General features: G+C 65.1%; 14 protein-coding genes, 1 tRNA gene and 1 pseudogene. 7 read left to right on the plus strand and 9 right to left on the minus strand.

Annotated features, from left to right (window positions below):
- Nucleotides 1–32: 32 nt before the first annotated feature.
- The 4 genes from queF to A5892_RS15125 all read right to left on the minus strand — a co-directional run bounded on the left by queF (nt 33) and on the right by A5892_RS15125 (nt 2,913).
- Entirely contained in the window at nt 33–887 is an 855-nt protein-coding gene (gene queF, locus A5892_RS15110; RefSeq protein WP_064123492.1) for an NADPH-dependent 7-cyano-7-deazaguanine reductase QueF, read from the minus strand.
- A complete protein-coding gene (locus A5892_RS15115; RefSeq protein ID WP_064123493.1) occupies nt 887–1,660 on the minus strand; it encodes an ABC transporter permease in 774 nt (257 codons plus the stop codon). The genes queF and A5892_RS15115 overlap by 1 nt, the downstream gene beginning before the upstream one ends.
- Nucleotides 1,661–2,605, minus strand: coding sequence for an ABC transporter ATP-binding protein (locus tag A5892_RS15120; RefSeq protein ID WP_064123494.1), 945 nt, complete (start codon nt 2,603–2,605; stop codon nt 1,661–1,663).
- A gap of 232 nt (nt 2,606–2,837) precedes the next feature.
- Nucleotides 2,838–2,913 (minus strand) — tRNA-Glu (locus tag A5892_RS15125).
- Between A5892_RS15125 and A5892_RS15130 the strand changes: the two genes are divergently transcribed.
- From A5892_RS15130 to A5892_RS15140, 3 genes are read left to right on the plus strand one after another with little or no spacing between them, the layout of a single operon-like run.
- A complete protein-coding gene (locus A5892_RS15130; protein WP_082890493.1) occupies nt 2,907–3,230 on the plus strand; it encodes a hypothetical protein in 324 nt (107 codons plus the stop codon). The two genes, A5892_RS15125 and A5892_RS15130, sit on opposite strands and share 7 nt — an antisense overlap.
- Before the next feature lie 21 nt (nt 3,231–3,251).
- The gene (locus tag A5892_RS15135) at nt 3,252–4,370 is read left to right on the plus strand and encodes a metallophosphoesterase family protein (RefSeq protein ID WP_064123496.1); all 1,119 of its coding nucleotides are present in this window, start codon (nt 3,252–3,254) and stop codon (nt 4,368–4,370) included.
- On the plus strand, nt 4,367–7,036 hold the full coding sequence (locus tag A5892_RS15140; protein WP_064123497.1) for an AAA family ATPase: 2,670 nt from the start codon (nt 4,367–4,369) through the stop codon (nt 7,034–7,036). The genes A5892_RS15135 and A5892_RS15140 overlap by 4 nt, the downstream gene beginning before the upstream one ends.
- Here the strand turns inward: A5892_RS15140 and A5892_RS15145 are convergent.
- The 3 genes from A5892_RS15145 to imuA are packed head-to-tail and all read right to left on the minus strand — an operon-like array spanning nt 7,030 to nt 12,129.
- Nucleotides 7,030–10,131 (minus strand): error-prone DNA polymerase, encoded by a 3,102-nt coding sequence (locus A5892_RS15145; protein WP_223302889.1) that lies wholly within the window; start codon nt 10,129–10,131, stop codon nt 7,030–7,032. The genes A5892_RS15140 and A5892_RS15145 overlap by 7 nt on opposite strands.
- Nucleotides 10,107–11,519 carry a Y-family DNA polymerase gene (locus tag A5892_RS15150; protein WP_064123499.1) on the minus strand — a complete coding sequence of 471 codons (1,413 nt, stop codon included), beginning with the start codon at nt 11,517–11,519 and terminating at the stop codon, nt 10,107–10,109. Before A5892_RS15150 ends, A5892_RS15145 begins: the two co-directional genes overlap by 25 nt.
- A 7-nt stretch (nt 11,520–11,526) precedes the next feature.
- Nucleotides 11,527–12,129 (minus strand): translesion DNA synthesis-associated protein ImuA, encoded by a 603-nt coding sequence (gene imuA / locus A5892_RS15155; RefSeq protein ID WP_064123500.1) that lies wholly within the window; start codon nt 12,127–12,129, stop codon nt 11,527–11,529.
- A gap of 315 nt (nt 12,130–12,444) precedes the next feature.
- On the opposite strand from imuA, the gene A5892_RS15160 reads away from it, so the two are divergent.
- The 4 genes and pseudogenes from A5892_RS15160 to A5892_RS15180 form a co-directional block, all read left to right on the plus strand.
- The gene (locus A5892_RS15160) at nt 12,445–12,789 is read left to right on the plus strand and encodes a hypothetical protein (RefSeq protein WP_064123501.1); all 345 of its coding nucleotides are present in this window, start codon (nt 12,445–12,447) and stop codon (nt 12,787–12,789) included.
- A 334-nt stretch (nt 12,790–13,123) separates the two neighbouring features.
- Nucleotides 13,124–14,419, plus strand: a complete 1,296-nt coding sequence (gene blh / locus A5892_RS15165; RefSeq protein WP_064123502.1) for a bifunctional sulfur transferase/dioxygenase Blh — start codon at nt 13,124–13,126, stop codon at nt 14,417–14,419.
- Nucleotides 14,420–14,600: 181 nt separating this feature from the next.
- The gene (locus A5892_RS15170) at nt 14,601–15,356 is read left to right on the plus strand and encodes a M14 family zinc carboxypeptidase (protein WP_082890494.1); all 756 of its coding nucleotides are present in this window, start codon (nt 14,601–14,603) and stop codon (nt 15,354–15,356) included.
- Between the two features lie 48 nt (nt 15,357–15,404).
- Nucleotides 15,405–16,489: pseudogene (locus A5892_RS15180) on the plus strand (IS3 family transposase); the annotation flags it as partial.
- A gap of 179 nt (nt 16,490–16,668) precedes the next feature.
- Here A5892_RS15180 and A5892_RS15185 read toward each other — a convergent pair.
- Together A5892_RS15185 and A5892_RS15190 are read right to left on the minus strand one after the other, a co-directional pair.
- Nucleotides 16,669–18,900, minus strand: a complete 2,232-nt coding sequence (locus A5892_RS15185) for a hypothetical protein (RefSeq protein WP_064123505.1) — start codon at nt 18,898–18,900, stop codon at nt 16,669–16,671.
- 1 nt (nt 18,901) lies between these two features.
- Nucleotides 18,902–21,712 (minus strand): DEAD/DEAH box helicase family protein, encoded by a 2,811-nt coding sequence (locus A5892_RS15190; RefSeq protein ID WP_223302691.1) that lies wholly within the window; start codon nt 21,710–21,712, stop codon nt 18,902–18,904.
- Nucleotides 21,713–21,788 lie beyond the last annotated feature (76 nt).

Below are 21,788 nucleotides of genomic sequence, written 5' to 3' on the forward strand. Positions count from 1 at the left end.
CATCCTCGGAGCGGGCATTCGCCCGCTGCAGGTTATTGGCGCGTCATCCGGGCATCGAGCCAGGCGGGGTCGAGCGCATCGCGCGACGTGGCGCGACAGGGGTTGATATCGAGACCGCCTCGTCGCGTGTAGCGAGCCATCACCGCGAGCCGCTCCGGGCGGGCGCGCTCGAGCAAATCGAGGAAGATCCGCTCGACGCAGTGCTCGTGGAAATCCTGGTGGTTGCGATAGGACACCAGGTAGGCGAGCAAGGTCTCGGCGACCAGGCGAGGCCCGCGATAGCGCACGACCACGCTGCCCCAGTCGGGCTGGCCGGTGACCGGACAGTTGGACTTGAGCAGATGCGAATGGAGCGTCTCCTCGACCACCTCATCCTCTACGCAGCGCAGCAGCGCCGGATTCGGCGAATAATCCTCGATCTCGACATCGAACCCATCGATGCAGCTTCCCGGCAGACGCACGGTGGCCAGTGCCGGGTCATCGACGCCGAACAGCGCCACCTCGACCTGCGCCCCCGCGGCCTGGCTCAGGTCGCGATGCAGCAGCGCCGCGACCTCCGCCTCGTGGGCATGACGCATCTGATTGAAACCGTTGAGATACAGCTTCCACGACTTCGACTCGATCAGGTTGGGTGAGTTCGCAGGTACGGTGAAACGCGCGAGTCTCACCACCGGCTTGCCGCGCGGGTCCAGCCAGGAGAGCTCGAAGGCCTGCCACTGGTCCAGCCCGACGAACGGCAGCGCCGCACCGGGGGCCAGGCCCAGCCCGACGCGATTGGCGGCACGGGGGATAGGAAACAGAAGCCCCGCATCGTAGCGCTCGGGATAGCTCGATGCGTGACCGAGCGGGGCGTCATCGAGCCCTGCGTGTGTTGCATGATCGTTCATCAATGACGAATCCCCTTGCCACGGTTGAGCATGCGCAGCGCCACGGCGAAGAACAGCACGTTGAACCCGACGATCGCCACCAGCGCCCAGCCCACCGCGATGTCGGAGACTCCGAGGATACCGAAGCGGAAGGTATTGACCATGTAGAGGATCGGGTTGAGCAGCGAGACGTGCTGCCAGAACTCGGGCAGGGTGTGGATCGAGTAGAACACCCCACCGAGATAGGTCAACGGGGTGAGCACGAAGATCGGCACGATCGAGATATCGTCGAACTTGTTCGCCATCAGCGCATTGATGAAGCCGCCGATAGAGAACAGCGTCGCGGTGAGCACCACCACCAGGCAGGTGAGCAGCGGATGGGCCACCTCCAGCCGGGTGAAGAACATCGACACCAGGGTGACGATCAGGCCGACAAGCAGGCCTCGAGCAGCACCGCCGGCGATGAAGCCGGTGAGGATGGTCCAGCCCGGCATCGGCGAGACGATCAGCTCCTCGACCGAGCGCTGGAACTTGTTGCCGAAGAACGACGAAGCGACGTTGGAGTAGCTGTTGGTGATCACCGACATCATGATCAGACCCGGTACGATGTAGTCGATGTAGTCGAAACCATCCATCTCGCCGACCCTCGAACCGATCAGGTTGCCGAAGATCAGGAAGTACATCGCCATGGTGATCGAGGGTGGCAGCAGGGTCTGCGGCCAGATCCGCATGAAGCGGCGAATCTCGCGCACCACGATGGTCCATAGCGCGATCAAGGTCTGCTGTGCATTCACTTAGCGAATTCCTCCCTTACCACCCTGCTTGTCCTCGACCAGCGCGACGAACAGCTCTTCGAGTCGGTTGGCGCGGTTGCGCATCGACACCACCTCTATGCCTTGGGCGGTGAGCGCGGCGAAGGCGTCGTTGATTCGCTGGCCCCGGCTCACCGACAGGCTGAGCTGCGACGGGTCGAGGCGCGCGACCGCGAAGCCTTCGATCTCGGGCACGCTTTCCAGCGGAGCTGCGAGATCGAGCACGAAGGTCTCGACATCGAGCTGGCCGAGCAGCGCACGCATGCTGGTGTTCTCGACGATTTCGCCGCGGTTGATGATCGCGATGTTGCGACAGAGGCTCTCGGCCTCCTCCAGGTAGTGGGTGGTGAGGATGATCGTGGTCCCCTCCTCCCGATTGATCCGCTGCATGTATTCCCACATGCTGCGGCGCAGTTCGATGTCGACCCCGGCGGTCGGCTCGTCGAGGATCAAAAGCCGCGGCTGATGGATCAAGGCCCGCGCGATCATCAGCCGGCGCTTCATCCCTCCCGAGAGCATCCGCGCGGGTGTATCGCGCTTGTCGGCGAGCCCGAGGTCCTCGAGCAGCTGGCGCGCGCGCGGCTTGGCCCGCTTGAGCGGGATGCCGTAGTAGCCGGCCTGGGCGAGGACGATGTCCTCGACCTTCTCGAACTGGTTGAAATTGAACTCCTGGGGCACCACGCCGAGGGCGTACTTGGCCTTGGAGAAGTCGCGATCGATATCGATGCCGAAGATTTCCACCTTCCCCGCGGTCTTGTTGACCAGCGAGCAGATGATCCCCAGCGTGGTCGATTTCCCGGCCCCGTTGGGACCGAGCAGGGCGAAGAAATCGCCATCGGCGACTTCGAGATCGATACCCTTGAGCGCTTGATGATGATTGGCGTAGACCTTGGTCAGGCCACGGATCGAAAGGGCTGGAGCCGCCATCCACTACTCCTGTACTTGAAACCGACGCGTGAGCCGGCCGCGCGGCACCGACAACCAGACAGCGAGCACGGCAACGGTATTCGCAGCGGCAGAGAACGCCGGAACGAGAAGGCGCAACATTCTAGCGCAAAAGGGCGGGCCGCACTGCCATGGATAAGCGCCCGAAGGCGAAAAAGGCGCCTCTCGGCGCCTTTCGATTCGCTTCCCGAAGGCTGGCCGGGAAGGAGGAAAGTGGCGTCCCATAGGGGGTTCGAACCCCTGTTACCGCCGTGAAAGGGCGGTGTCCTGGACCACTAGACGAATGGGACGCAGAAGGCGAAACCGGCTGTTCCCGGTGCGCCGCGCCGCTGGTTGCTTGACCCGCGACGCGGCGCATTATTCACGACTCGTCCCCGCTTGGCAAGCCCTGGCCGAAAGCCATGAAGCATGCTCTGGCGCGCATCGCATCCATGGAACATCCCAGCGCGAAGCGCTACCCTGGCTTTTCTCAAGCCCGCTCACCGATCCTGGCTGCGAAAAGAAACTGCTCGCCACGCTGCCCAACCGGCTGGCGAGACAGGCCGGGACGCATACCTCGATCGTCAAGACCAGCCCGGTGAAGCGCCGGCTGCCGCCGCTTGGCTGACCCCTTCCCCCGGAGCACGATGTGATCAGGCTGTTGCATACCGCCGACTGGCAGATCGGCAAGCCATTCGGCCAATTCGAACCCGACGAGGCGGTGCTGCTCAGCGAGGCCCGCTTTCTCGCCGTCGAGCGCCTCGCCATGCTCGCCACCGAGCACCAGGTGGACGCGGTCCTGGTCGCGGGCGACGTGTTCGATGCCCAGACCGTCGCCGACAAGACCCTGCACCGGCTGTTCAATGCCCTGGCGGGCTTCCCCGGCCCCTGGGTGATGATTCCCGGCAACCATGACGCGGCGCTGGCCGAGTCGGTGTGGCGCCGTGCCGAGCGCCTCGATGCGCTGCCGGCCAACCTCCACCTCTGCCTGCGCCCGGAGCCCCTGCATCTCGAAGCCGCCAACCTCGTGGTGCTGCCGGCGCCGCTGACCCAGCGCCACACCTACCAGGACCTCACCGACTGGTTCGACCTGGCCGCGACACCCGAGGGAGCACTGCGGATCGGCCTCGCCCACGGCAGCGTCGAGGGGATATTGATCGAGGCGATCGACTCGCCCAACCCGATCGCGCTGGACCGGGCCGACAAAGCGCGGCTCGACTACCTGGCGCTCGGCGACTGGCATGGCGCCAAGCGCATCGACGCGCGCAGTTGGTACGCCGGCACGCCTGAGCCCGATCGCTTCAAGGCCAACGACGCAGGACGCGCGCTCTTGGTCGAACTCGATGCGCCCGGCATCGAGCCACGCGTCACCCAGCTCGAGACCGGACGCTACCGCTGGCGGCAGGAAACACGCACGCTGCGAGTGGCGAGCGACCTGGACGCCCTGCTCGAATGGCTGGGCGCGCTCGGTGGCGACGACGTCGTCGCGCTCATCCTCGAGGGTAGTCTCGATCTCGCCGCTCACCGGCGGCTCGAGATCGCACTCGGCCAGGCCCGCGGCCGGGCGAGGAGCCTCAGGGTCGACACCCAGGCACTGCGGCTCGAGCCGACCGTCGAGGATCTCGATGCGCTCGCCGCCGACGGCTATGTCGGCGAAGTGATCGATGAACTGCGCGAGCAGCAGGGGGGCAGCGACGGCGCCGTCGCACGAGATGCGCTGGCGCTGCTGGCCGGCCTGCTCGATGAGCGCAGGGAGAAGCGCGCATGAGGCTTTCGAAGCTGCGCGTCGAGCAGTTCAAGCAGTTTCGCTCAGGGATAGAGCTCGACCATCTAGACCCCGGGCTCAATCTGTTCACCGGCCCCAACGAGGCGGGCAAGAGTACCCTGGTGGCGGCAATCCGAGCCGCGTTCTTCGAGCGTCACCGTTCGAGCAATGTCGATGACCTGCGCCCCTGGGGCGAGAGCGGCGTCGCCCCCACGGTGATGCTCGAGTTCGAACTCGACGGCCGCTTTTATCGGCTGACCAAGAGTTTCCTCGCCCGCAAGCGCTGCGAGCTGCTGATCGACGGCGAGCGCTTCGAGGGCGACGACGCCGAGGAGCGGATCAAGGACCTGCTCGGCTTCCAGCAGCCCAGCCGTGGCGCGAGCAAGGCCGAGCACTGGGGCATTCCCGGGCTGCTATGGATTCGCCAGGGCGACGCCCAGGAGATTCGCCCCGCGGTCGAACACGCCACCGATCAGCTGCGCGGCGCACTCGAACGCTCGCTCGGCGAGGTTGCGGCGAGCGGCGGAGACGAGCTGATCTCACGGGTCGAGGCGCTGCGCTTAGAGCTGCTCACCGCGGCTACCGGCAAGCCGCGCGGAGAGTTCGAGCGTGCGCTCAAGCAGCGCGACGCGCTCTCCACGCAGCTCGCCGAGCTGGACGAGCAAATCAGCCGCTACCGCCAACGCGTCGATGAACTCGCCCGCTTGCGCGCCGAGCACCAACGCGACCAGCGCGAGGCGCCATCGCGCGCGCTGCGCGAGCGGCTCGAAGCAGCCGAGGACCAGCTCAGGCAGGCACACGAGCGCCAGCGCCGATTGGCCGACGAGCGCCTGCGCGCAGGGCAGATCGAGGCGCGCATCAGGCTCCTGCGCGAGCGGCTCGAAAGCTTCGCCGCCCAACGGCTGGCGGTCGACGAACGCCGCCAGGCGCTGACGTTGAGCACCCAGGCATTGGCTAGCGCCAACGCCGAGCTCATCGCTTGGCGGGGCCGGCTCGAGCAGGTCGATCGGGCGCGCCGGCTCAGTCGCGACCAGCTTCGCCAGGCGCGCCAGCAGGCCAGTCGCGCGCAGCTGACGCAGCGGATCGAGCGCCTCGACGACGAGCTCGACCAGCGCCAACGCCGGCTCGTCCAGGTCGAGACCGCGGGCCAGCGGGCGCGCCAGCTTACCGAGCTGCGTGGCAGCAACGCGATCGAAGCATCCGAAGTGGAGGCGCTGCGCGCAGAGCAGGCCCGGCTGCGCGAGCTCGAGATCGAACGCCGCGCCGCCGCCACCCTGCTCGACTTCACCCTCGATGAGCACGGGCGAATCGAGCTCGATGGCGAGGCGCTCGAAGGCCAGGGCGAGCGCCGGCTGCTCGGCCCCGCAACGCTGCGTTTGCCGGGTCTCGGCGTGCTCAGGATCATCCCCGGGGGCGCGAATCTTTCCTCCCTTGGCGCACGCCATCGCGAGCTCTCGGAGCTTCACGCCGAGCGGCTCGCAAAGCTCGGCGTGGACTCGCTCCACCGCGCCGAAGCGTGTCTGGTCGAGCAGCGCGAGCTCGACTCCGAGGCGCGCGCCCTCGAAGCGACGCTCGCTGCCCTGGCGCCGGCGGGGGTGGAGGCTCTACGTGAGGAATGCGCCGCGCGCCGGCAGGAGCGCGAGACGCTGATCCGCACGCTTGCCGAACTGACTACCGAAGCGCGGGAGCCGGCGCTCGACATCGCCGCCGTCGAGGCCGAAGACGAGCGGCTCGATGGCGAACTGCGCGAGGTCGACCAAGCGCTGCGCCAGGCTCAACTGCGCGCGAGCCGGGCCCAGGTACAGTGCGACATCGACGAGCGCGAGCTGGCCACTGCGCAGGCGGCGCTCGAGGCGCCGGAGCGGACCGCGCGGCTCGATGCCGGCCACCGCGAGGAGGCCGAGGCCAATGCCGAGCTCGCCACCCAGCTCGCACGGATCGAGGCGCTCGAGCGCAAGCTCGAGGCTGACCAGCCAGATATCATCGCCCAGGACGTCGAACGGCTGAAGCGCAGCGTCCAGCAGCATGAACGCCGCTTCGCCGAGCGCCGCGAGGCGATGACTCGGCTCGAAGTCGAGCTCGAGAGCCTCGGCGCCCAAGGTCTCGAGGAGCGCCGCGCGGAGCTCGCCCGCGACCTTGCCCAGCTGACACGCCGCTGTGATGAATTGGAGCGTCGAGCCCGCGCGCTGGACCTGCTGCTCGAGCGGCTGCGCGACAAGCGCCAGCGGCTCACCCAGCGGCTTCAGGCGCCGCTCGTGCATCATCTCGAACGCTACCTGCGCCTGCTGCTGCCCGAGGCCCGACTCGAGCTCGACGAGGGCCTGGCGCCAGTGAGCCTGACCCGCCCCGGCGCGCACGGCGTCGAGCATGGCGATTTCGACCAGCTGAGCTTCGGCGCCCGTGAGCAGATGGGTGTGATCAGCCGCCTCGCCTACGCCGACCTGCTCAAGGAGGCCGGACGACCGACGCTCTTGATCCTCGACGATGCGCTGGTACACGCCGACGAATCCAGGCTTGCGCAGATGAAGCGGGTGCTGTTCGACGCAGCGACCCGCCATCAGCTGCTGATCTTCAGCTGCCATCCCGAGGCCTGGGCGGATTTGGGCGTCGCTGAGCGACGGATCCCCGATCTCGTCCACGCGGGCCAGGGTGCATCCACGCGTTATTGAAAGTCGCGGCTGCGCACGTCGAGCCCATCGAGCAGCGCGCTGATATCGTGCAGGTGGTGGGCGATCAGGTGGCGCACGCCCTCCTTGCTTTCCAGCCGCCCGCTCACCCTCAGCAGCCGCGACTCGACCAGCGCCAGGCGCTGGCGCTCGGCGAGCGCCCGCCAGACCACCACGTTGACCATGCCGAACTCGTCTTCGAGGGTGACGAAGATCACCCCGCTGGCGGTGCCCGGACGCTGGCGGCCGACCACCAGCCCAGCGACGCTGACACCACGCCCCTGCTCGAGCCCGGCCAGTGCGCGGGAGTCGACGCAGCGGCGCAGTTCGGCGCGCCCGCGCAGCAGCCGCAGCGGATGCGGCCCCAGGGTGGTGCCCAGGGTGGCATAGTCGGTGAGCAGGTCCTCGCCGGTATTGGTCAGCGGTAGCCGGACCGCCTGCTCTTCGGTGGCAGGGAGCGAGGCGAACAGCGGACGCTGCGCTTCGATACCCGCCACGGCCCAGCGGGCCCGATGGCGGTTGCCCGCCAGCGCACGCAGGACCCCTGCGTCGGCGAGCAGCGAAAGCGCGCGGGGTTCGAGCCGGGTACGGCGGGCCAGCTCCGCCACGTCGTCGAACGCTCCTAGTGCCCGGGCCGCTTCGATCCGCCCGGCCTGCGCCTGGCGAAAGCCGCGCACCATTCGAAGCCCCAGCCGGATCCCCCATGCGCCGTCGCGACCCGATTCGAGCGAGCAGTCCCAGACGCTGTAGCGAACGTCCACCGGCAGGACCCTGATGCCGTGGCGGCGAGCGTCCTGCAGTACCTGGTCGGGAGAGTAGAAGCCCATCGGCCAGCTATTGACCAGCGCGCAGGCATAGGCCGCCGGATAGTGGCACTTGAGCCAGCAGCTGGCGTAGGTCAGCAGCGCGAAGCTGGCGGCGTGGGATTCGGGAAAGCCATAGCTGCCGAAGCCCTTGATCTGCTCGAAGATCCGTTCGGCGAAGCCGGCATCGTAGCCTCGATCGAGCATGCCCTGGGTCAACCGCTCGCGATGATGCTCGAGCCCGCCATGGCGCTTCCACGCCGCCATCGAGCGACGCAGCTGATCGGCCTCGCCCGCGCTGTATCCCGCCGCGGTGATCGCAAGCTCCATCACCTGCTCCTGGAACAGCGGCACGCCGAGGGTGCGCTTGAATACCCGCTCCAATCCCTCGGAGGGGTAGCTCACCGGCTCCTCGCCACGCCTGCGCTTGAGGTAGGGATGCACCATGTCGCCCTGGATCGGCCCCGGACGCACGATCGCGACCTGGATCACCAGGTCGTAGAACGTCTTCGGCCTGAGCCGGGGCAGCATCGCCATCTGCGCCCGCGACTCGATCTGGAACACGCCGAGGGTGTCGGCGTTTTGGATCATCTGGTAGGTCGGCCCGTCCTCGGCGGGCACCGTCGCCAGGGTCAGCACCCGCCCGTAGTGCCGTTCGATCAGTGCGAAACAGCGCCTCAGCGCGCTGAGCATGCCGAGCGAGAGGATATCGACCTTGAGCAGCCCGACCAGGTCGAGATCGTCCTTGTCCCACTGGATCACCGTGCGCTCGGCCATCGCCGCGTTCTCCACCGGCACCAGGGTGTCGAGCGGCGCCTCGGAGATCACGAAACCGCCCGGATGCTGGGAGAGATGGCGAGGAAAACCGACCAGCTCACGAGACAGCGCCAGCACCCGCGCGAGCACCGGGCTCGCCGGGTCGAAGCCGCCCTCGACCAGCCGCTCGGCCGAGGGCAGCCGATCGCTCCAGCTGTCGCAGCAGTCGGCCAGCGCATTGACCTGGTCCGGCGGCAGGCCAAGTGCCTTGGCGACGTCACGAATCGCGCCGGCGGCGTGGTAGGTGCTGACCACGGCGGTGATCGCGGCGCGATGGCGGCCATAGCGTCGGAAGACGTACTGGATCACCTCCTCGCGCCGCTCGTGCTCGAAGTCGACGTCGATATCGGGCGGCTCGTTGCGCTCCTTGGAGATGAAGCGCTCGAACAGCAGGTTGATCCGTGTCGGATCCAGCTCGGTGATCCTAAGCGCGAAGCACACCGCCGAATTGGCCGCCGAACCGCGCCCTTGGCAGAGGATATTCTGGCGGCGCGCGTAGGCGACGATGTCGTGGACGGTGAGGAAGTAGCTTTCGAACCCGAGCTCATGGATCAGCGCGAGCTCGCGCTCGATCAGCGCCCTGACCTCAGTGGAAGCCCCCTCGGGCCAGCGCTCGAGCATCCCCTTCTCGACCAGCTCGCGCAGCCAGCTGGCTGGCGTATGCTCCCTGGGCACCAGTTCATGGGGATAGTGGTAGCGCAGTTGGCCGAGATCGAAGCGGCAGCGCCCGGCGATCGCCAGGCTCTCCGCCAGCGCCTGGGGCGGATACAGCTCGGCCAGCGCGTCCCGCGGACGCAGGTGACGCTCGCCATTGGCGAACAGCCGATGGCCCGCCTCGGCCACCGTGGTGTGGTGACGGATCGCCGTCATCGTGTCCTGCAGCGCACGCCGCCCGCGGGCGTGCATGTGCACGTCGCCACAGGCCACCACCGGGATTAAGAGCCGCCGGGCCAGTCCGAGCAGCCGCTCGCAGCGCGCAGCGTCGTCCGGCCCACGATGCAGCTCGAGCGCGAGCCACAGCCGCCCGGGGAACAGCTCGCCCAGCCGGCGGCCCGGCGTGGCGTCGCCTTCGTCATCGGGCACCCAGAGCGCGATCAGCCCATCGCAGCCCTCTTCGCGCAGATCATCCTCGAACAGCTGGTAGCGGCCCTTCTCCGCACGCCCGCGCGCACGGGTGATCAGCCGGCAGAGCCGTTGGTAGCCGGCGAGGTCCTCGACCAGCAGCACCAGCTTGGGCCCTTGATCGAGGCGAAACTCGGCACCGACGATCAGCGCCACCTGGTGCTGCCTGGCCGCCTGCCAGGCGCGCACGATGCCGGCCAGGGTCGCCTCATCGGTGATCGCCAGCGCCCGGTAGCCGAGCCGGCGCGCACGCGCGAACAGCTCGTCCGCGTTCGAGGCGCCGCGCTGGAAGCTGAAATTGGACAAGCAGTGCAGCTCGGCGTAGTCGGGGCTCATCCGAACCACCCCTGCAGCCAGTAGTGGCCATCTCCCCCCACTTCGCGATAGACCCAGCCACGCTGCCCTTTTCGAGTCTCGATCAGGTAGTAATCGCGCCGCACGTCGCCGCCATCCCACCAGCCCGACTCGATCCGCTCGGGACCGGCGAGGATGCCCGCCACTTCGACGTCGAACGGTATCGGCCGCGCCAGCAGCCAGCCCGGGCGCAGCCGGGCGCCGTCCAGCTGGGCCGAGGACAGGAACGCCGGCTGCCAAGCGCATTCGGGGCGATGATCCCCCACCGTGCCGAGACCATGCACCGCATGGTCGCCAAGCCGTGCGCGCAGGCGCTCCCTCAACTGCTCCCAGGGCTGGGACTGCTGGGGACGAGCATCGAACAGCTCGCGTCGCTCCGGTGCGAAAGGCGGCAGCTCGCGCGCGGTCAGCCGCACCGCGCGTACCGGCGCACCGACCCGGGTACGCTCGAGCCGGCCCCGGGCAAGTTCGAACAGCAGCCCAGGGTCGCGCTCGGCACCGAGCAGCCCGACCGGGACCAGGCTCGGCGCCCCCTTGACATGCTCGAGCTCGAGGGTGAAGCGCTGCACCCCACTGTCACGACCGGCGAGGAAGGCGGCGAGGTCGCCGATCAATCGCCTGAGCGGAAACAGTAGCGCCTGGTGGGAGGAGACCTCGAAGTTGAGCTCGAGACGCAGGTCGAACTCATCCGGCGGCAGGTAGCTCTCGAGCGCCAGCGGCCACTCGCCCAGGAGCTCGCCGAGATGACGTATCACCTCCGGGGCGAAGCGCCGGGTCAAGGTCGCCCGGGGCAGCGCCAGCACCTGGTCCAAGCGACGCAGCCCCATCCTCGAGAGCGCCTCGACCGCATCGCGGGGCAGCCCGGCGCGCTCGACCGGCAGCGCGCCGAGCACATCTTTCAGTGCCTCTTGACTCGCCACGGCGAGGCCATCGTGGGCATTGCCCAGCACTCGCGCGGCGGCGGGGTTGGGTGCGACGTTGATCCGATGAGTGAAACCCAGCGCAGCGAGCTCTTCGCGCAGCCGCGCCTCGAAGCGCGGCCAGGGGCCGAATAGCGCCAGGCTGCTCGCGATCTCGACCAGCAACGCGCGCGGATAGTGCAGACTGACCTGGGAGCTGTAGCGATAGGCCCAGGCGGCGAGCAGCCGCTGCCAGCGCTCGGCATCCCGTGGATCATAGCCGTGGATGGTGAAATCGCGGCTCAGCGCCTGAGCCGCGGTCAATGACTGGCCAGCGCGCAGGCCCAGCGCCCGCGCCGATGGGTTGACCGCATGCAGCACGCGACGCTGCGACGCCCCGGTGATCAGCGCCAAGGGGGCCTCGGGATCGGGATGGCGCCGCAGCACACCATCCAGCGCAAGCCTCGGTAGCAGGATACAGGCCCAGCGCATCGTCGCCTCAACCCGCCCGCGCGAATGCGATCGACGTGGGCGGCGCCAGCCCGCCACGGCACTTGAGCACCCTGACCCGCCCTTGCTCGAGCACCAAGCGCAGCGCCGCGGGCGATGGATTGGCCAGCGCCGCCAGCGGACGGTGAACGAATGCCAGGGTCTGGCCGCTCTCGGCAGCGACCTGCAGCCGGCGCAGCGCACGATCGTCCGCTATTCTCGGCCAGCACAGCACCGCACCGCAGCTCCCCGAGCGCAGGCACTGCTCCGCCGCCCACAGCGCATCACGCTCATCCGCCGCGACCAGCGCCAGACGCTCCAGTACCACACCGGCCCGTGCCCAGGCATGCGGATAGGGCAGGCAGGGCGGCGCCACCAGCACCACCCGCTCGCCCACTTGGCTCAGGCGCGCGAGCGCCGGCCACAGCAGCGCGAGTTCACCGAAGCCCTGGCCGGCCAGGAGTATCTCGGTCACCGCCGCCTCGGGCCAACCTCCACTCGGCAGCGCCGCATCCAGCGCATCGTGTCCACTCGGGCAGCCCGCCGGCGGGCGGTTCGTCTCGCGGCCACGCCAGATCCTGCGCTCATCGAGCAGGGCTTCCAATCCGCTCATCGATGCCCTCTCGCTTTGCAATGCCAGGCGAGACGGCACTCCCGAGCGGATTGGCCAGGAAGAGCGAAAACTTCTCGGATGGGCAGTAGTCGGTTCATGGGCGCAGTTGTACCCCATGGACAAAATACTGTCCATATATACAGTCATCATTTGGAGCCAGCGGCTTTCCTTCCCCTGGCTCGCATCCCCACACGGGGCATCTTTCCCGCGACGAACCGGCTTCTTTAACGCCAGGTTAATAACCTAGCGTTTTTCTATCCTTTTGATTCTCATCACGTATAGTGCCGGCATCAAAAAGCTCGGAGAGATGAATCCATGACGCCCAAGTCCACATTCAAGCTGGGTCTATGGCCATTTTTGATCCTCAACGCAGTGGTCGCGATCGCCGTGGTGGCAACCCATGACACCTACCTGGACTTCGTCCAGCAGGTCTGGCTCTGGCTGGCGCTCACCCCGGTCTTCTGCATTGCGCTGACCGCCAGGCTTCGCGACATCGGCCTGCCGGGCAGCTGGTCATGGTCGCTGCTGTCCACCTTGTTGATGCTCTGCTTCCTGGTCGAGCAGCCGTTCGCCGGCGCGATGGGGCTGTTCATGTGGTGCTTCGCCGCCATGACCCCGGGCCAGGCCTTCGAGATGCAGCCAGCAGCCAGCGAGCACTGAAGCGGCGAGCACATCTCTCGCCGGACGCTTGGACATCGACGCCAAGCGAAATGAAGACCCCGATGCTCGCCCCCCCGCCTTACTTGAGAGACAGCCCCGATGCAGCCAGCGGCATCGCACGGGGCTTTTCCCATGACCTCGCCCCATAACCTCGCCTCATAACCTCCTCGCCAAGCTCTCACATGCGCGTGATCCTGCCGGCTCGAGCGCGTATCGGCGTGATCGATCGCTCTACCCGCCCTTGAGCCAAACGCCAGAGGAGCGCAGGACGCCTCTCTTTTTTTGGCTATATACTTATTCCTTTAATAACCTCACTCATCCGAGGTCCTACCGCATGCGTGTCACCAGGATCACCGAGCGGCTCTCGATCGCCGCTCAGCCGAATTCGACCGATATCATCCAATGGGCCGATCAAGGCTTCACCCTGCTGATCAACGCTCGCCCAGATGACGAAGAGGCGAGCCAACCCGGCAACGCTTGCGAACGGCACACGGCCGAGCGCGCAGGGATGGCCTATGCGTTCATCCCGGTCACCGGAACCACGATCACCAAGGCGGACATCCGGGCCTTCCAAGCGGCGCTGTCCGAGGCCAGCGGGCCGGCGGTGGCGCACTGCAAGACCGGCACCCGGGCGCTGATGCTCTTCGTGCTCGGAGAAGCGCTCGATGGCCGGATGGAGGAGGACGAGGTGATCGACTTCGGCCAGCGACATGGCATCGACCTTACCGCCGTGCGGCGCTGGCTCGAGCGCGAACGCTCGAGCCGCCCGCGTGTCGAGGGCTTCTTCGACCCACGCACCTTTTCGATCCAGTACCTGGTGATCGACCCGGATACGCGGGCGTGCGCGGTCATCGACCCGGTGCTCGACTTCGACGAGAAATCCGGTGCTACCTCGACCCGCAGCGCCGATGAGCTGCTCGAGTTCATCGCTCGTGAAGAGCTCAAGCTTCAGTGGATCCTCGATACCCATCCCCATGCCGATCACTTCTCCGCCGCCCACTACCTGCGCAGCCGCACCGGTGCGCCGACCGCGATCGGCGAGCGGGTAATCGAGGTACAGAAACTATGGAAGGAGATCTACCACTGGCCGGCGCTCGCTACCGACGGCTCGCAGTGGGACCGGCTGTTCGCCGATGGCGAGCGGTTCATGATCGGCAACCTGGAGGCCGAGGCGCTGTTCTCCCCCGGCCACACGCTTGCATCGATCACCTATCTGGTCGGTGACGCCGCCTTCGTCCACGACACCCTGTTCATGCCCGACAGCGGCAGCGCGCGGGCGGACTTTCCCGGCGGCGACGCACGCAGGCTGTGGCGATCGATCCAGCGCATTCTCGCCCTGCCCGACCAGACCCGGCTGTTCACCGGCCACGACTACCAGCCCGAGGGCCGCGCACCGCGCTGGGAAAGCAGCGTCGCCGAGCAAAAGCGTGTCAACGCCCATCTCGTCGGCATCGACGAACAGAGCTACGTGGCACTGCGCCAGGCGCGCGACCATACGCTACCAATGCCGAAGCTGATTCTTCACGCACTGCAGGTCAACATTCGCGGCGGGCGACTGCCGGAGCCTGAGACGAACGGCAAACGCTATCTCAAGATCCCCCTCGACGTGCTCGGCGGCGCGCCCTGGTAGCCTCCCTCGGCGCTGGCGAGCGCTCGGCCAGCGCATACCTTATGAAGCCGGCTGCAGCCTTCGGAACATTGCCCTTGCACTGGACCGGTCTCCTTTGTCGAGGACTCAACGAGACTGTTGCGAATCAGAGTTGAACTCGCCCACTATTAGGGAAGGTCCACAAGGAAGACAGGCTGATTCCATGCTCGTTACTCGCAGAACATCCCTGAAGGGTCTCGGGTTTGCCGGGCTGGCACTGGCGACGTCGCGCGTTTGGGCTATGCCGCAAAAGTGGGATGTGTCCGTAGACACCTTCCCCGCCAATGGCGAGCTTGATACGGCCCTGCAGGAAATCGCCGACCGATATGCTGATATCGCTGAAATCCAGCCGGTAGGGACGAGCCGGAACGGCCGCCGGATCATGATGCTCAGCGTGGGCGAAGGTGAAAAGTCAGCTCTCGTCGTCGGCGGGCCTCATCCCAACGAGCCGGCGGGCGGTGCGACCGCCGTGCATCTCGCCCGGCAACTGGCCAAAGACGGAGAACTGCGCAAGCGGCTAGGCTATCGATGGCACTTCATCGGCTCGATCGATCCTGACGGGCTTGCGTTGAACGATGGCTGGCTTCGATCGCCACGTACGCTGGAAAATTATCTCAACTCTTTTTTCCGCCCCGCTTTTATCGATCAGCCTGAGTATACCTTCCCGCTCGAGACCGGTGATTACAGCTTCAAGAATTCGACGCCTGAGAACCTTGCATGGCAGCGTGCGCTTGAGCTGACTCGCCCCGATTACCAGGTCTCGCTCCACGGAACTGACTACGGCGGCGTGTTCTATATCGTCAACCGTGACATTCCCGCGCTCAATGACAAGCTGGTCGCCTATCCTGAGCAGGTGGGGCTGACACTGAACGCCCATGGTGAACCGCTGGCTGAAATTGCGACGTCCCCCCGCAATTGAGTAGCAGGCAGCTTTGGAGTCCAATCCCGAACGAGAAGGAGATTGGACGTGAAGAAGCGTTTCAGCGAAGAACAGATCATCGGCTTCCTGCGTGAGGCCGAGGCCGGCCTGCCGGTCAAGGAGCTGTGCCGCCGGCATGGCTTCAGCGAGGCGTCGTACTACCTGTGGCGCAGCAAGTTCGGCGGGATGAATGTTTCCGAAGCCAAGCGGCTCAAGGAGCTCGAAGTCGAGAATGCGCGTCTGAAGAAGCTGCTGGCCGAGCAAGTCCTCGAGAACGAGGTGATCAAGGACGTACTGCGAAAAAAATGGTGAGCGCACCGGCCTGTCGTGAGCAGGTGCGCTACATGGTCGGAAAAGGACTCAGCGAGCGGCGCGCTTTGCGCGTGGTGGGCATGAGCGCCAGCGCACTGCGTTACACACCTCGTCCGGATCGCAATGTCGAACTGCGGGCGCAGATCCAGGCATTGGCGCATCGGCACAAGCGCTACGGCGTGGGCATGATCTATCTCAAGCTGCGGCAAGGCGGCCATGCCGTGAATTACAAACGCGTGGAGCGGCTGTATCAGCACGCGAAGCTGCAGGTGCGGAGACGCAAGCGCAAGAAGGTGCCGGTGGGCGAGCGGCAACCGCTGATCCGTCCGGTTGCGGCCAATGAAGTGTGGTCGATGGACTTCATCTTCGACCGCACGGCCGACGGCCGCGTCATCAAGTGCCTGGTGATCGTGGACGACGCGAGCCACGAAGCTGTGGCGATCGAAGTCGAACGCGCGATTTCCGGGCACGGGGTCAGTCGTGTGCTCGACCGCCTGGCGCTAAGCCGTGGCCTGCCGAAGGTGGTCCGAACGGACAACGGCAAGGAGTTCTGCGGCAAGGCGATGGTGGCCTGGGCGCACGAGCGGGGCGTGATGCTGCGCTTGATCCAGCCGGGCAAGCCGAATCAAAACGCTTACGTCGAGTCCTTCAACGGGCGCCTGCGCGACGAATGCCTCAACGAACACTGGTTCCCGACGCTGCTGCATGCCCGAAGCGAGATCGAGCGCTGGCGGCGGGAATACAACGAGGAACGACCAAAGAAATCACTCGGCGGGCTGACGCCCGCCGCCCACGCAAAACAACTGGCAGAAGCTCAGCTACAGTAACCCCGGGCTCCAAATGGTCCCGCTACTGAAAGCGGGGGGACGTCGGGGGGACGTCGGGATGGCCATAGACTGTAGCGTCCGCAGGCAGGTCCAGCCGTTCTTGGGCTGCCGCCGCGCAAAGCGGTGCACTCACCTCCGCATGAGGCGCCAACGCGTCGAACGTATACAAAAGGCTAGAGCTTATCGTCCTCGTTGACCACTTCAAGGAAGCCACGGATGCGTTGGCCCCTATGTGTCGCGTCTTCCCGAGGCGGTGGGCCACCCTTTAATACCGCTCGCGAGAGAAGCTGGTTCTGAGCGATGCACGACGTCTCCGGAATCATGATGCAGTCTGGGCAAGCACCGCCGGCAGTGTCGCAGAGGCGACCAGAGTTGCAGCGGTGCGTTGATGATTCCAAGAGCCGGGCCAGGAACCGGTGGTTTTCATTTCGCCAGAGCGCCGAAAGGTTGCCCAGGTCCATCGTTGTTCCGTTGCGATATACGACAAAGGCCAGGTCCAACGGGAAGATGTACTCGCCCATTGAGCCCAAGTCGAGACCGGACAGCTCAGCGATGTTCTTCATGAGCACGTGCGCGTACGTATGCAGCAGGGTGTAGACATAGCGGTAGGTGGCTGCGTCCCCTTCCTTTAGCAGCGAGAAGTAGCGCCCAAACGGTTGAGCCACCTCAAGCAGACGGCCGCCGAGCTTGACGGCGCTGTCCAGGTTCCAGTCCGGCAGATCGCCCACTCCGACAACTTGCAGCCAAGCGTACACGGCCTCCGGGTCCAGCCTGACGTAGACCGCCTCGTTGGCCTGCGTGACTACGTAGACGGGTCGCTTGCTGTTGCGCAGGGAATCGAACAGGCGTAGACGAACTGGGACATTCTGGCCGCGCTTCTCTAAGATGGGCGTCGCCGAGACCCGCGTGTAGCCGTGCGTGAAGCGACAAAGGTCAAACTCCCGAATCAGACCGAGGTCTGCGAAACCGAGCTTCTTCATAAGCCGTGTCGTTTCAGCCTCCTGCGCGGCCTTGACCGGCAGGTCTTTGGGTGCAAGGTCGTTGTCTAGGTGGTTGAACCTAACGAACCTCGCCCGACCTCCGTCAGGTGGCGCTGAGAGCTTTCCTCGATTCAGGGCCTCATGCTCCACAGCCAAGACGAAGGGGTCGAATCGACTCGTGTATTCGCTACGAAGCGCCATCTGGGCTGTAATGGCGGGAGGGAGCTCAACCCGCGGGCGTACAAGAGGCGGGTCACTTGTAGTCCAGCGCGTGACCAGCTTCTTCAGCTCGCCGTCCACCAACGCCAGCGCGTCCGCGTCATCCATGCCCTTCGCGAGGTCGCGCATCTTCGACAGGTTCTCGTAGGTCTCCCATTCACTTACCTTTCCGACAACTTGAAGCGAGTGCTTCATCTCCTCAGAAGTTAGTTCGCCGCTCGTGAACCGGAACTGGATGCCGATGAAATCAGCAAGTTCAAGCTGTCGATGCGGTTCTAGCAAAGTAAGCAGCTGATGCTCGGACTCTGGGAACAAGACGAACTGGTCGGCCTGCGCGTAATACGCCGAAGACGCCCGATACGAGATGGGCTCCATCCGTCGCTCCCCGACTCGCTTGTCCATGCCAGGGCGATCCCTGAATACGCTTGTCGTGAACGGGTCGTTCTGTCGCCACTCGTCGGACCCTTTGTGGCCACAGGTCGGGTTGGCGCAGTAGAAGTGCCACTTACCAATTCGTGGTGAGTCCGTGTTCAGCTTGAAGGACTTGCCACCGCAAACGGTGCACTCTTCGCCATGCAGGCGTGCGGCTCCTGTTCGAGAGTTCCACTCCCACCGTCCCGGAGTGACCGGCATCCACTCGCCGGACCAATGAACAAACACGACGTCAACCTGGCGCCACTGACACGGTCCCTTGGCCTCTGGTGCTGTGCACTTGGTCTTTCTCATGCCCTGAAAATTCTGCGAAAGGTCGTGGGCAGAATCAAACCTTCGGAACAGCCGGCACCTGTTGCAAACGAACGTAAGCGGCGCCGGCGCGTAACCCATCCTTAATGGACTCAGGAAGGAGATGCGGTCACCGGCCAGGGGCACCACGGAGGCGCCCTTCAGGAGGGCCTCGTCAAGACACTGTTCGGGGTCAATGAGCCGAGTGGTGGAGCCGACTGAGTAGGCGCGCGAGAACCAGGTCTGCCAGATTTCCTGCAGGCGCAGAATGATTTGCGCCTTCGTTGGTGCGGAGATGGGGGCGTCGTCAACCGATGTCGATAGGTCTGGGATGGAGATACAGGCACCCAGGCCGCCTTCAAAGGTGAAGAACGCACCTGGCGCGTAGGCCGACCCAAGTTGGCCGCGAGACCGCGTCATTGTTGGCGCGCTTAATGTCTTTTCGTCCTCGTCCGAGCCGAGAAATGCTCCTGTTTGTGCCACGTCAATCTCCAGTCTGAGTGTTGTCTGCGCCACCGCTGTCAGCCACGCCGTTTCGCACCATGTCCATCACCAACTGAACCTCGGGGAGAGTCTGCCGATGCCCGGTTGCATCCCGTAGCGATGCTTGAATGACACCGCCTTGGTCAACATCCCGAAGCGATGTCATGGGTTTGAGCATCGGGTCCGTCTGCCCCTTGAAAAAGCCATCCATGGTGCCGCTGCCCCAAACCGGGCTGCTCCAAGTATCAACAATCAGGTTACGCGTGCGCTGGTCAATGCGGCGCCGATAGTGTTCTTCTCCCTCTGGCGAGAAGCCGTCTCGTAGCCCCACCGCCAGTTCGACGAACTTGTCGATTTCATCCAGGAATGCGTCGCCTCGAGCCTTGAACTCGGCGCGGACATTGGGGATGAAACTGAAGTCAGGCGTCTTGCTCTTCTCGTCCTCAGGCAAGCGCAACAGCTCCCGGCTCGGAATAACCCCCAACAAGTAGGCCTGGAATAGGCTGGGGAACACGCGCTCGATGGCCTTCTCGGCCCATCGGTCGATGGCCGCCGGCTGGACCATGCGCTCAAGGAAGCGGTGGAAGATGTCGTAGACGTGGACGATATGTCGGTCACGCCGGCGCTGCGGCGTTGGCACAAGCACTACAAAGCCGATGTGAGTCCGCCCGACCCGCGAAGAAGCTTGGATGTATTCAGCAATGTCCGAGGGCATACCCGCAAAGAACATCGAGTTGAACTCATCAACGTCGACGCCGTGAGAGATGGCAGATGTCGCGATGACAGACCGCATCTGCTCTCGGATGGGTGGAAGGGTCTCGCCAGGGTTCACGCGCCTTTGTGCGGTATCGACGACGCCCTGAATCTCGCCTTGTTCGACCGAGCCCGTAATAAGGCGCGTGTCGATGCCCTCCAAAGGAATGCCTTCATTCAGATGCCGCTTGCGCGTCTCCTCGGCCTCTGCGGCCATGATTTGGTCGCCACCCTTCTTGTTAGTCACGTAGGTCAACGCAATGCGGTGCAGGTCAACCAGTGTTGCCAATTCTGAAGCGCTGGCAATGCTGAGGGCCTGCTGGTGTAAGGCTTGGAGAGGGCCGGCCGAGATGTGACCAATCAGCTCGTCCCTTGCCTCGTGCAGCCCTGAGTCCCCGCCTGCGGTCAGGAGGTCGAACAGGCGTGTGACAGTGAGGTGGAAGCCGGACAAGACCGAGACGCTTGTCGACGTGTGTGGCTTCCCGTTGGTCATGAACGCCGTGTAGACGCGCGCTTGACGACTTGCAATCTCAACATCTGGATTTGCGCGCCGCTCCGTATCCTCCGGCGCAGCTTCAGAAGGCTTCGCGTAGAACGACTCGTAGATGGATGGACCAGGCTCAGGGAACTGGGTCGCCGGAATGGACCGCTGGTACAGGTGTTCAAGCTGCCGTTCCGGGTCGGAGACTGTCGCGGAAGCCGCAATCACCTTCGCCCGTCGGCGCTTGCCTTGCGTGTCCACTGCCACAAGACCCGTCAATGGCCTGGCAAGGTGAGCGAATATGGCGTCCAGCGTCGACTCAAACAGGCCTGCGAACGTCCCCAGCGACTCATCGAGCAGGTGGGCCTCGTCCTGGATAATGAGGCTGGGAAACGGGTCGTGAAAGAGCTTTTGACCACCCTTGTAAGCGGGATAGACGCCGGCCATGCCCTTCGCGGTGGGGCCCGCTGCGAGTTCCTTGTTCTCTGGGATGTAGAGGCGCCCCGACGCTGGGCTGTACCAAGGGGCAGCCCCGAACATGCCGTAGATGCGGCGAATGGTTCGGCCCGAGTGTCCGATGAGTGCCAGCTTGTCGACGGTGCCCAGAAGCACTGACGGTGCTAGGTCGTAGATGTCCTCGTCAACAATATAGAAAGGCAAAGGCCTCCATGTGTCGCTATTCGAGTCGCACTTGATGTCCGTGCAGACGTGGCCCAGCGTCTGGTCGCCGTGCTCTGAGAAGAGCCGCAGCGCAGTCTCGCTGCCGCAGAAGGGGCACTTGGGCAACTTCCTCCATGCCCGCATCGCTGCGGAGTACTTTGAGTCGTTCGACCTGAGTGCTTCCTCGTTGGCAGGCGTTGGCGGCGCAGCACTTGCCAGTGGAATGCTCTTGACGCCCTTTGTGCTGTGCCGGTTCGGCGAGCCTCCGCTGCCGACCCAGAAGCCAATGGAGAGCGGCTCTCCGCCGTAGCCGCGACTTCGCCGCACACGCTCGCCGTGTGCGAGGACGCGGGCGCAGCGTTGAGCCTGCTGAATGGTGAGCAGACGAAGTGGGTATCGAATCAACGAGGTCACGCCTCGATGCTTGCCACGCAACCGGTCAAGCATGAGATTGAACAGGAGCAAGCCGAAGAAGGCCTCGGACTTGCCCCCACCGGTTGCGAAGTACAGCAGTGTGACGGCGTCGTCGCGTTTCTCGTCGAAGAGGTGAGCGAACTCCGGTATACGTGAGGCCAAGGCTGGAATATTCGCAATGACGAACGCCAGTTGGAACAGGCGCCACTCGTTGTCATCACGTTTGAACCGAGCCTTCATGAAGTCGGCCATGGCTTCGTTCATCGCTAGCCAGGCTTCAAAGACAACAGCCTTCTTGTCCGTCTGGGCTCCGCGGGCCTTCCATGCTGTTTTGGACTCCTGCAGGCACTTAATACCGGCGTCGACCGAGTTCAGCTCCGACCGCCACTTCAAGAGGTCGGCCTTGAAGGCATCGGCCTCGCGGGCTGCTCCGGCAGTGTCAGATAGGTCCAGGCCCTCGGCTGTCTTGACCTGTGACGGGAGCTCCTTCAGCCACGTGTCCATCGCAGGAACCAGCGGCGCCAAGCCGTCCAGTCCGCTGGGTGCGGCCAGCGCTCGGACAAGACGTTGCACACCGTTG

The organism is Halotalea alkalilenta, from assembly GCF_001648175.1.
Lineage (GTDB): Bacteria > Pseudomonadota > Gammaproteobacteria > Pseudomonadales > Halomonadaceae > Halotalea > Halotalea alkalilenta_A.

Coding starts and splice junctions, on each gene's coding strand:
- queF (WP_064123492.1), bottom strand. CDS start 887: ATGAACGATCATGCAACACACGCAGGGCTCGATGACGCCCCGCTCGGT.
- A5892_RS15120 (WP_064123494.1), bottom strand. CDS start 2,605: ATGGCGGCTCCAGCCCTTTCGATCCGTGGCCTGACCAAGGTCTACGCC.
- A5892_RS15130 (WP_082890493.1), top strand. CDS start 2,907: ATGGGACGCAGAAGGCGAAACCGGCTGTTCCCGGTGCGCCGCGCCGCT.
- A5892_RS15140 (WP_064123497.1), top strand. CDS start 4,367: ATGAGGCTTTCGAAGCTGCGCGTCGAGCAGTTCAAGCAGTTTCGCTCA.
- A5892_RS15150 (WP_064123499.1), bottom strand. CDS start 11,519: ATGCGCTGGGCCTGTATCCTGCTACCGAGGCTTGCGCTGGATGGTGTG.
- imuA (WP_064123500.1), bottom strand. CDS start 12,129: ATGAGCGGATTGGAAGCCCTGCTCGATGAGCGCAGGATCTGGCGTGGC.
- A5892_RS15160 (WP_064123501.1), top strand. CDS start 12,445: ATGACGCCCAAGTCCACATTCAAGCTGGGTCTATGGCCATTTTTGATC.
- blh (WP_064123502.1), top strand. CDS start 13,124: ATGCGTGTCACCAGGATCACCGAGCGGCTCTCGATCGCCGCTCAGCCG.
- A5892_RS15170 (WP_082890494.1), top strand. CDS start 14,601: ATGCTCGTTACTCGCAGAACATCCCTGAAGGGTCTCGGGTTTGCCGGG.
- A5892_RS15190 (WP_223302691.1), bottom strand. CDS start 21,712: ATGGACACGTGGCTGAAGGAGCTCCCGTCACAGGTCAAGACAGCCGAG.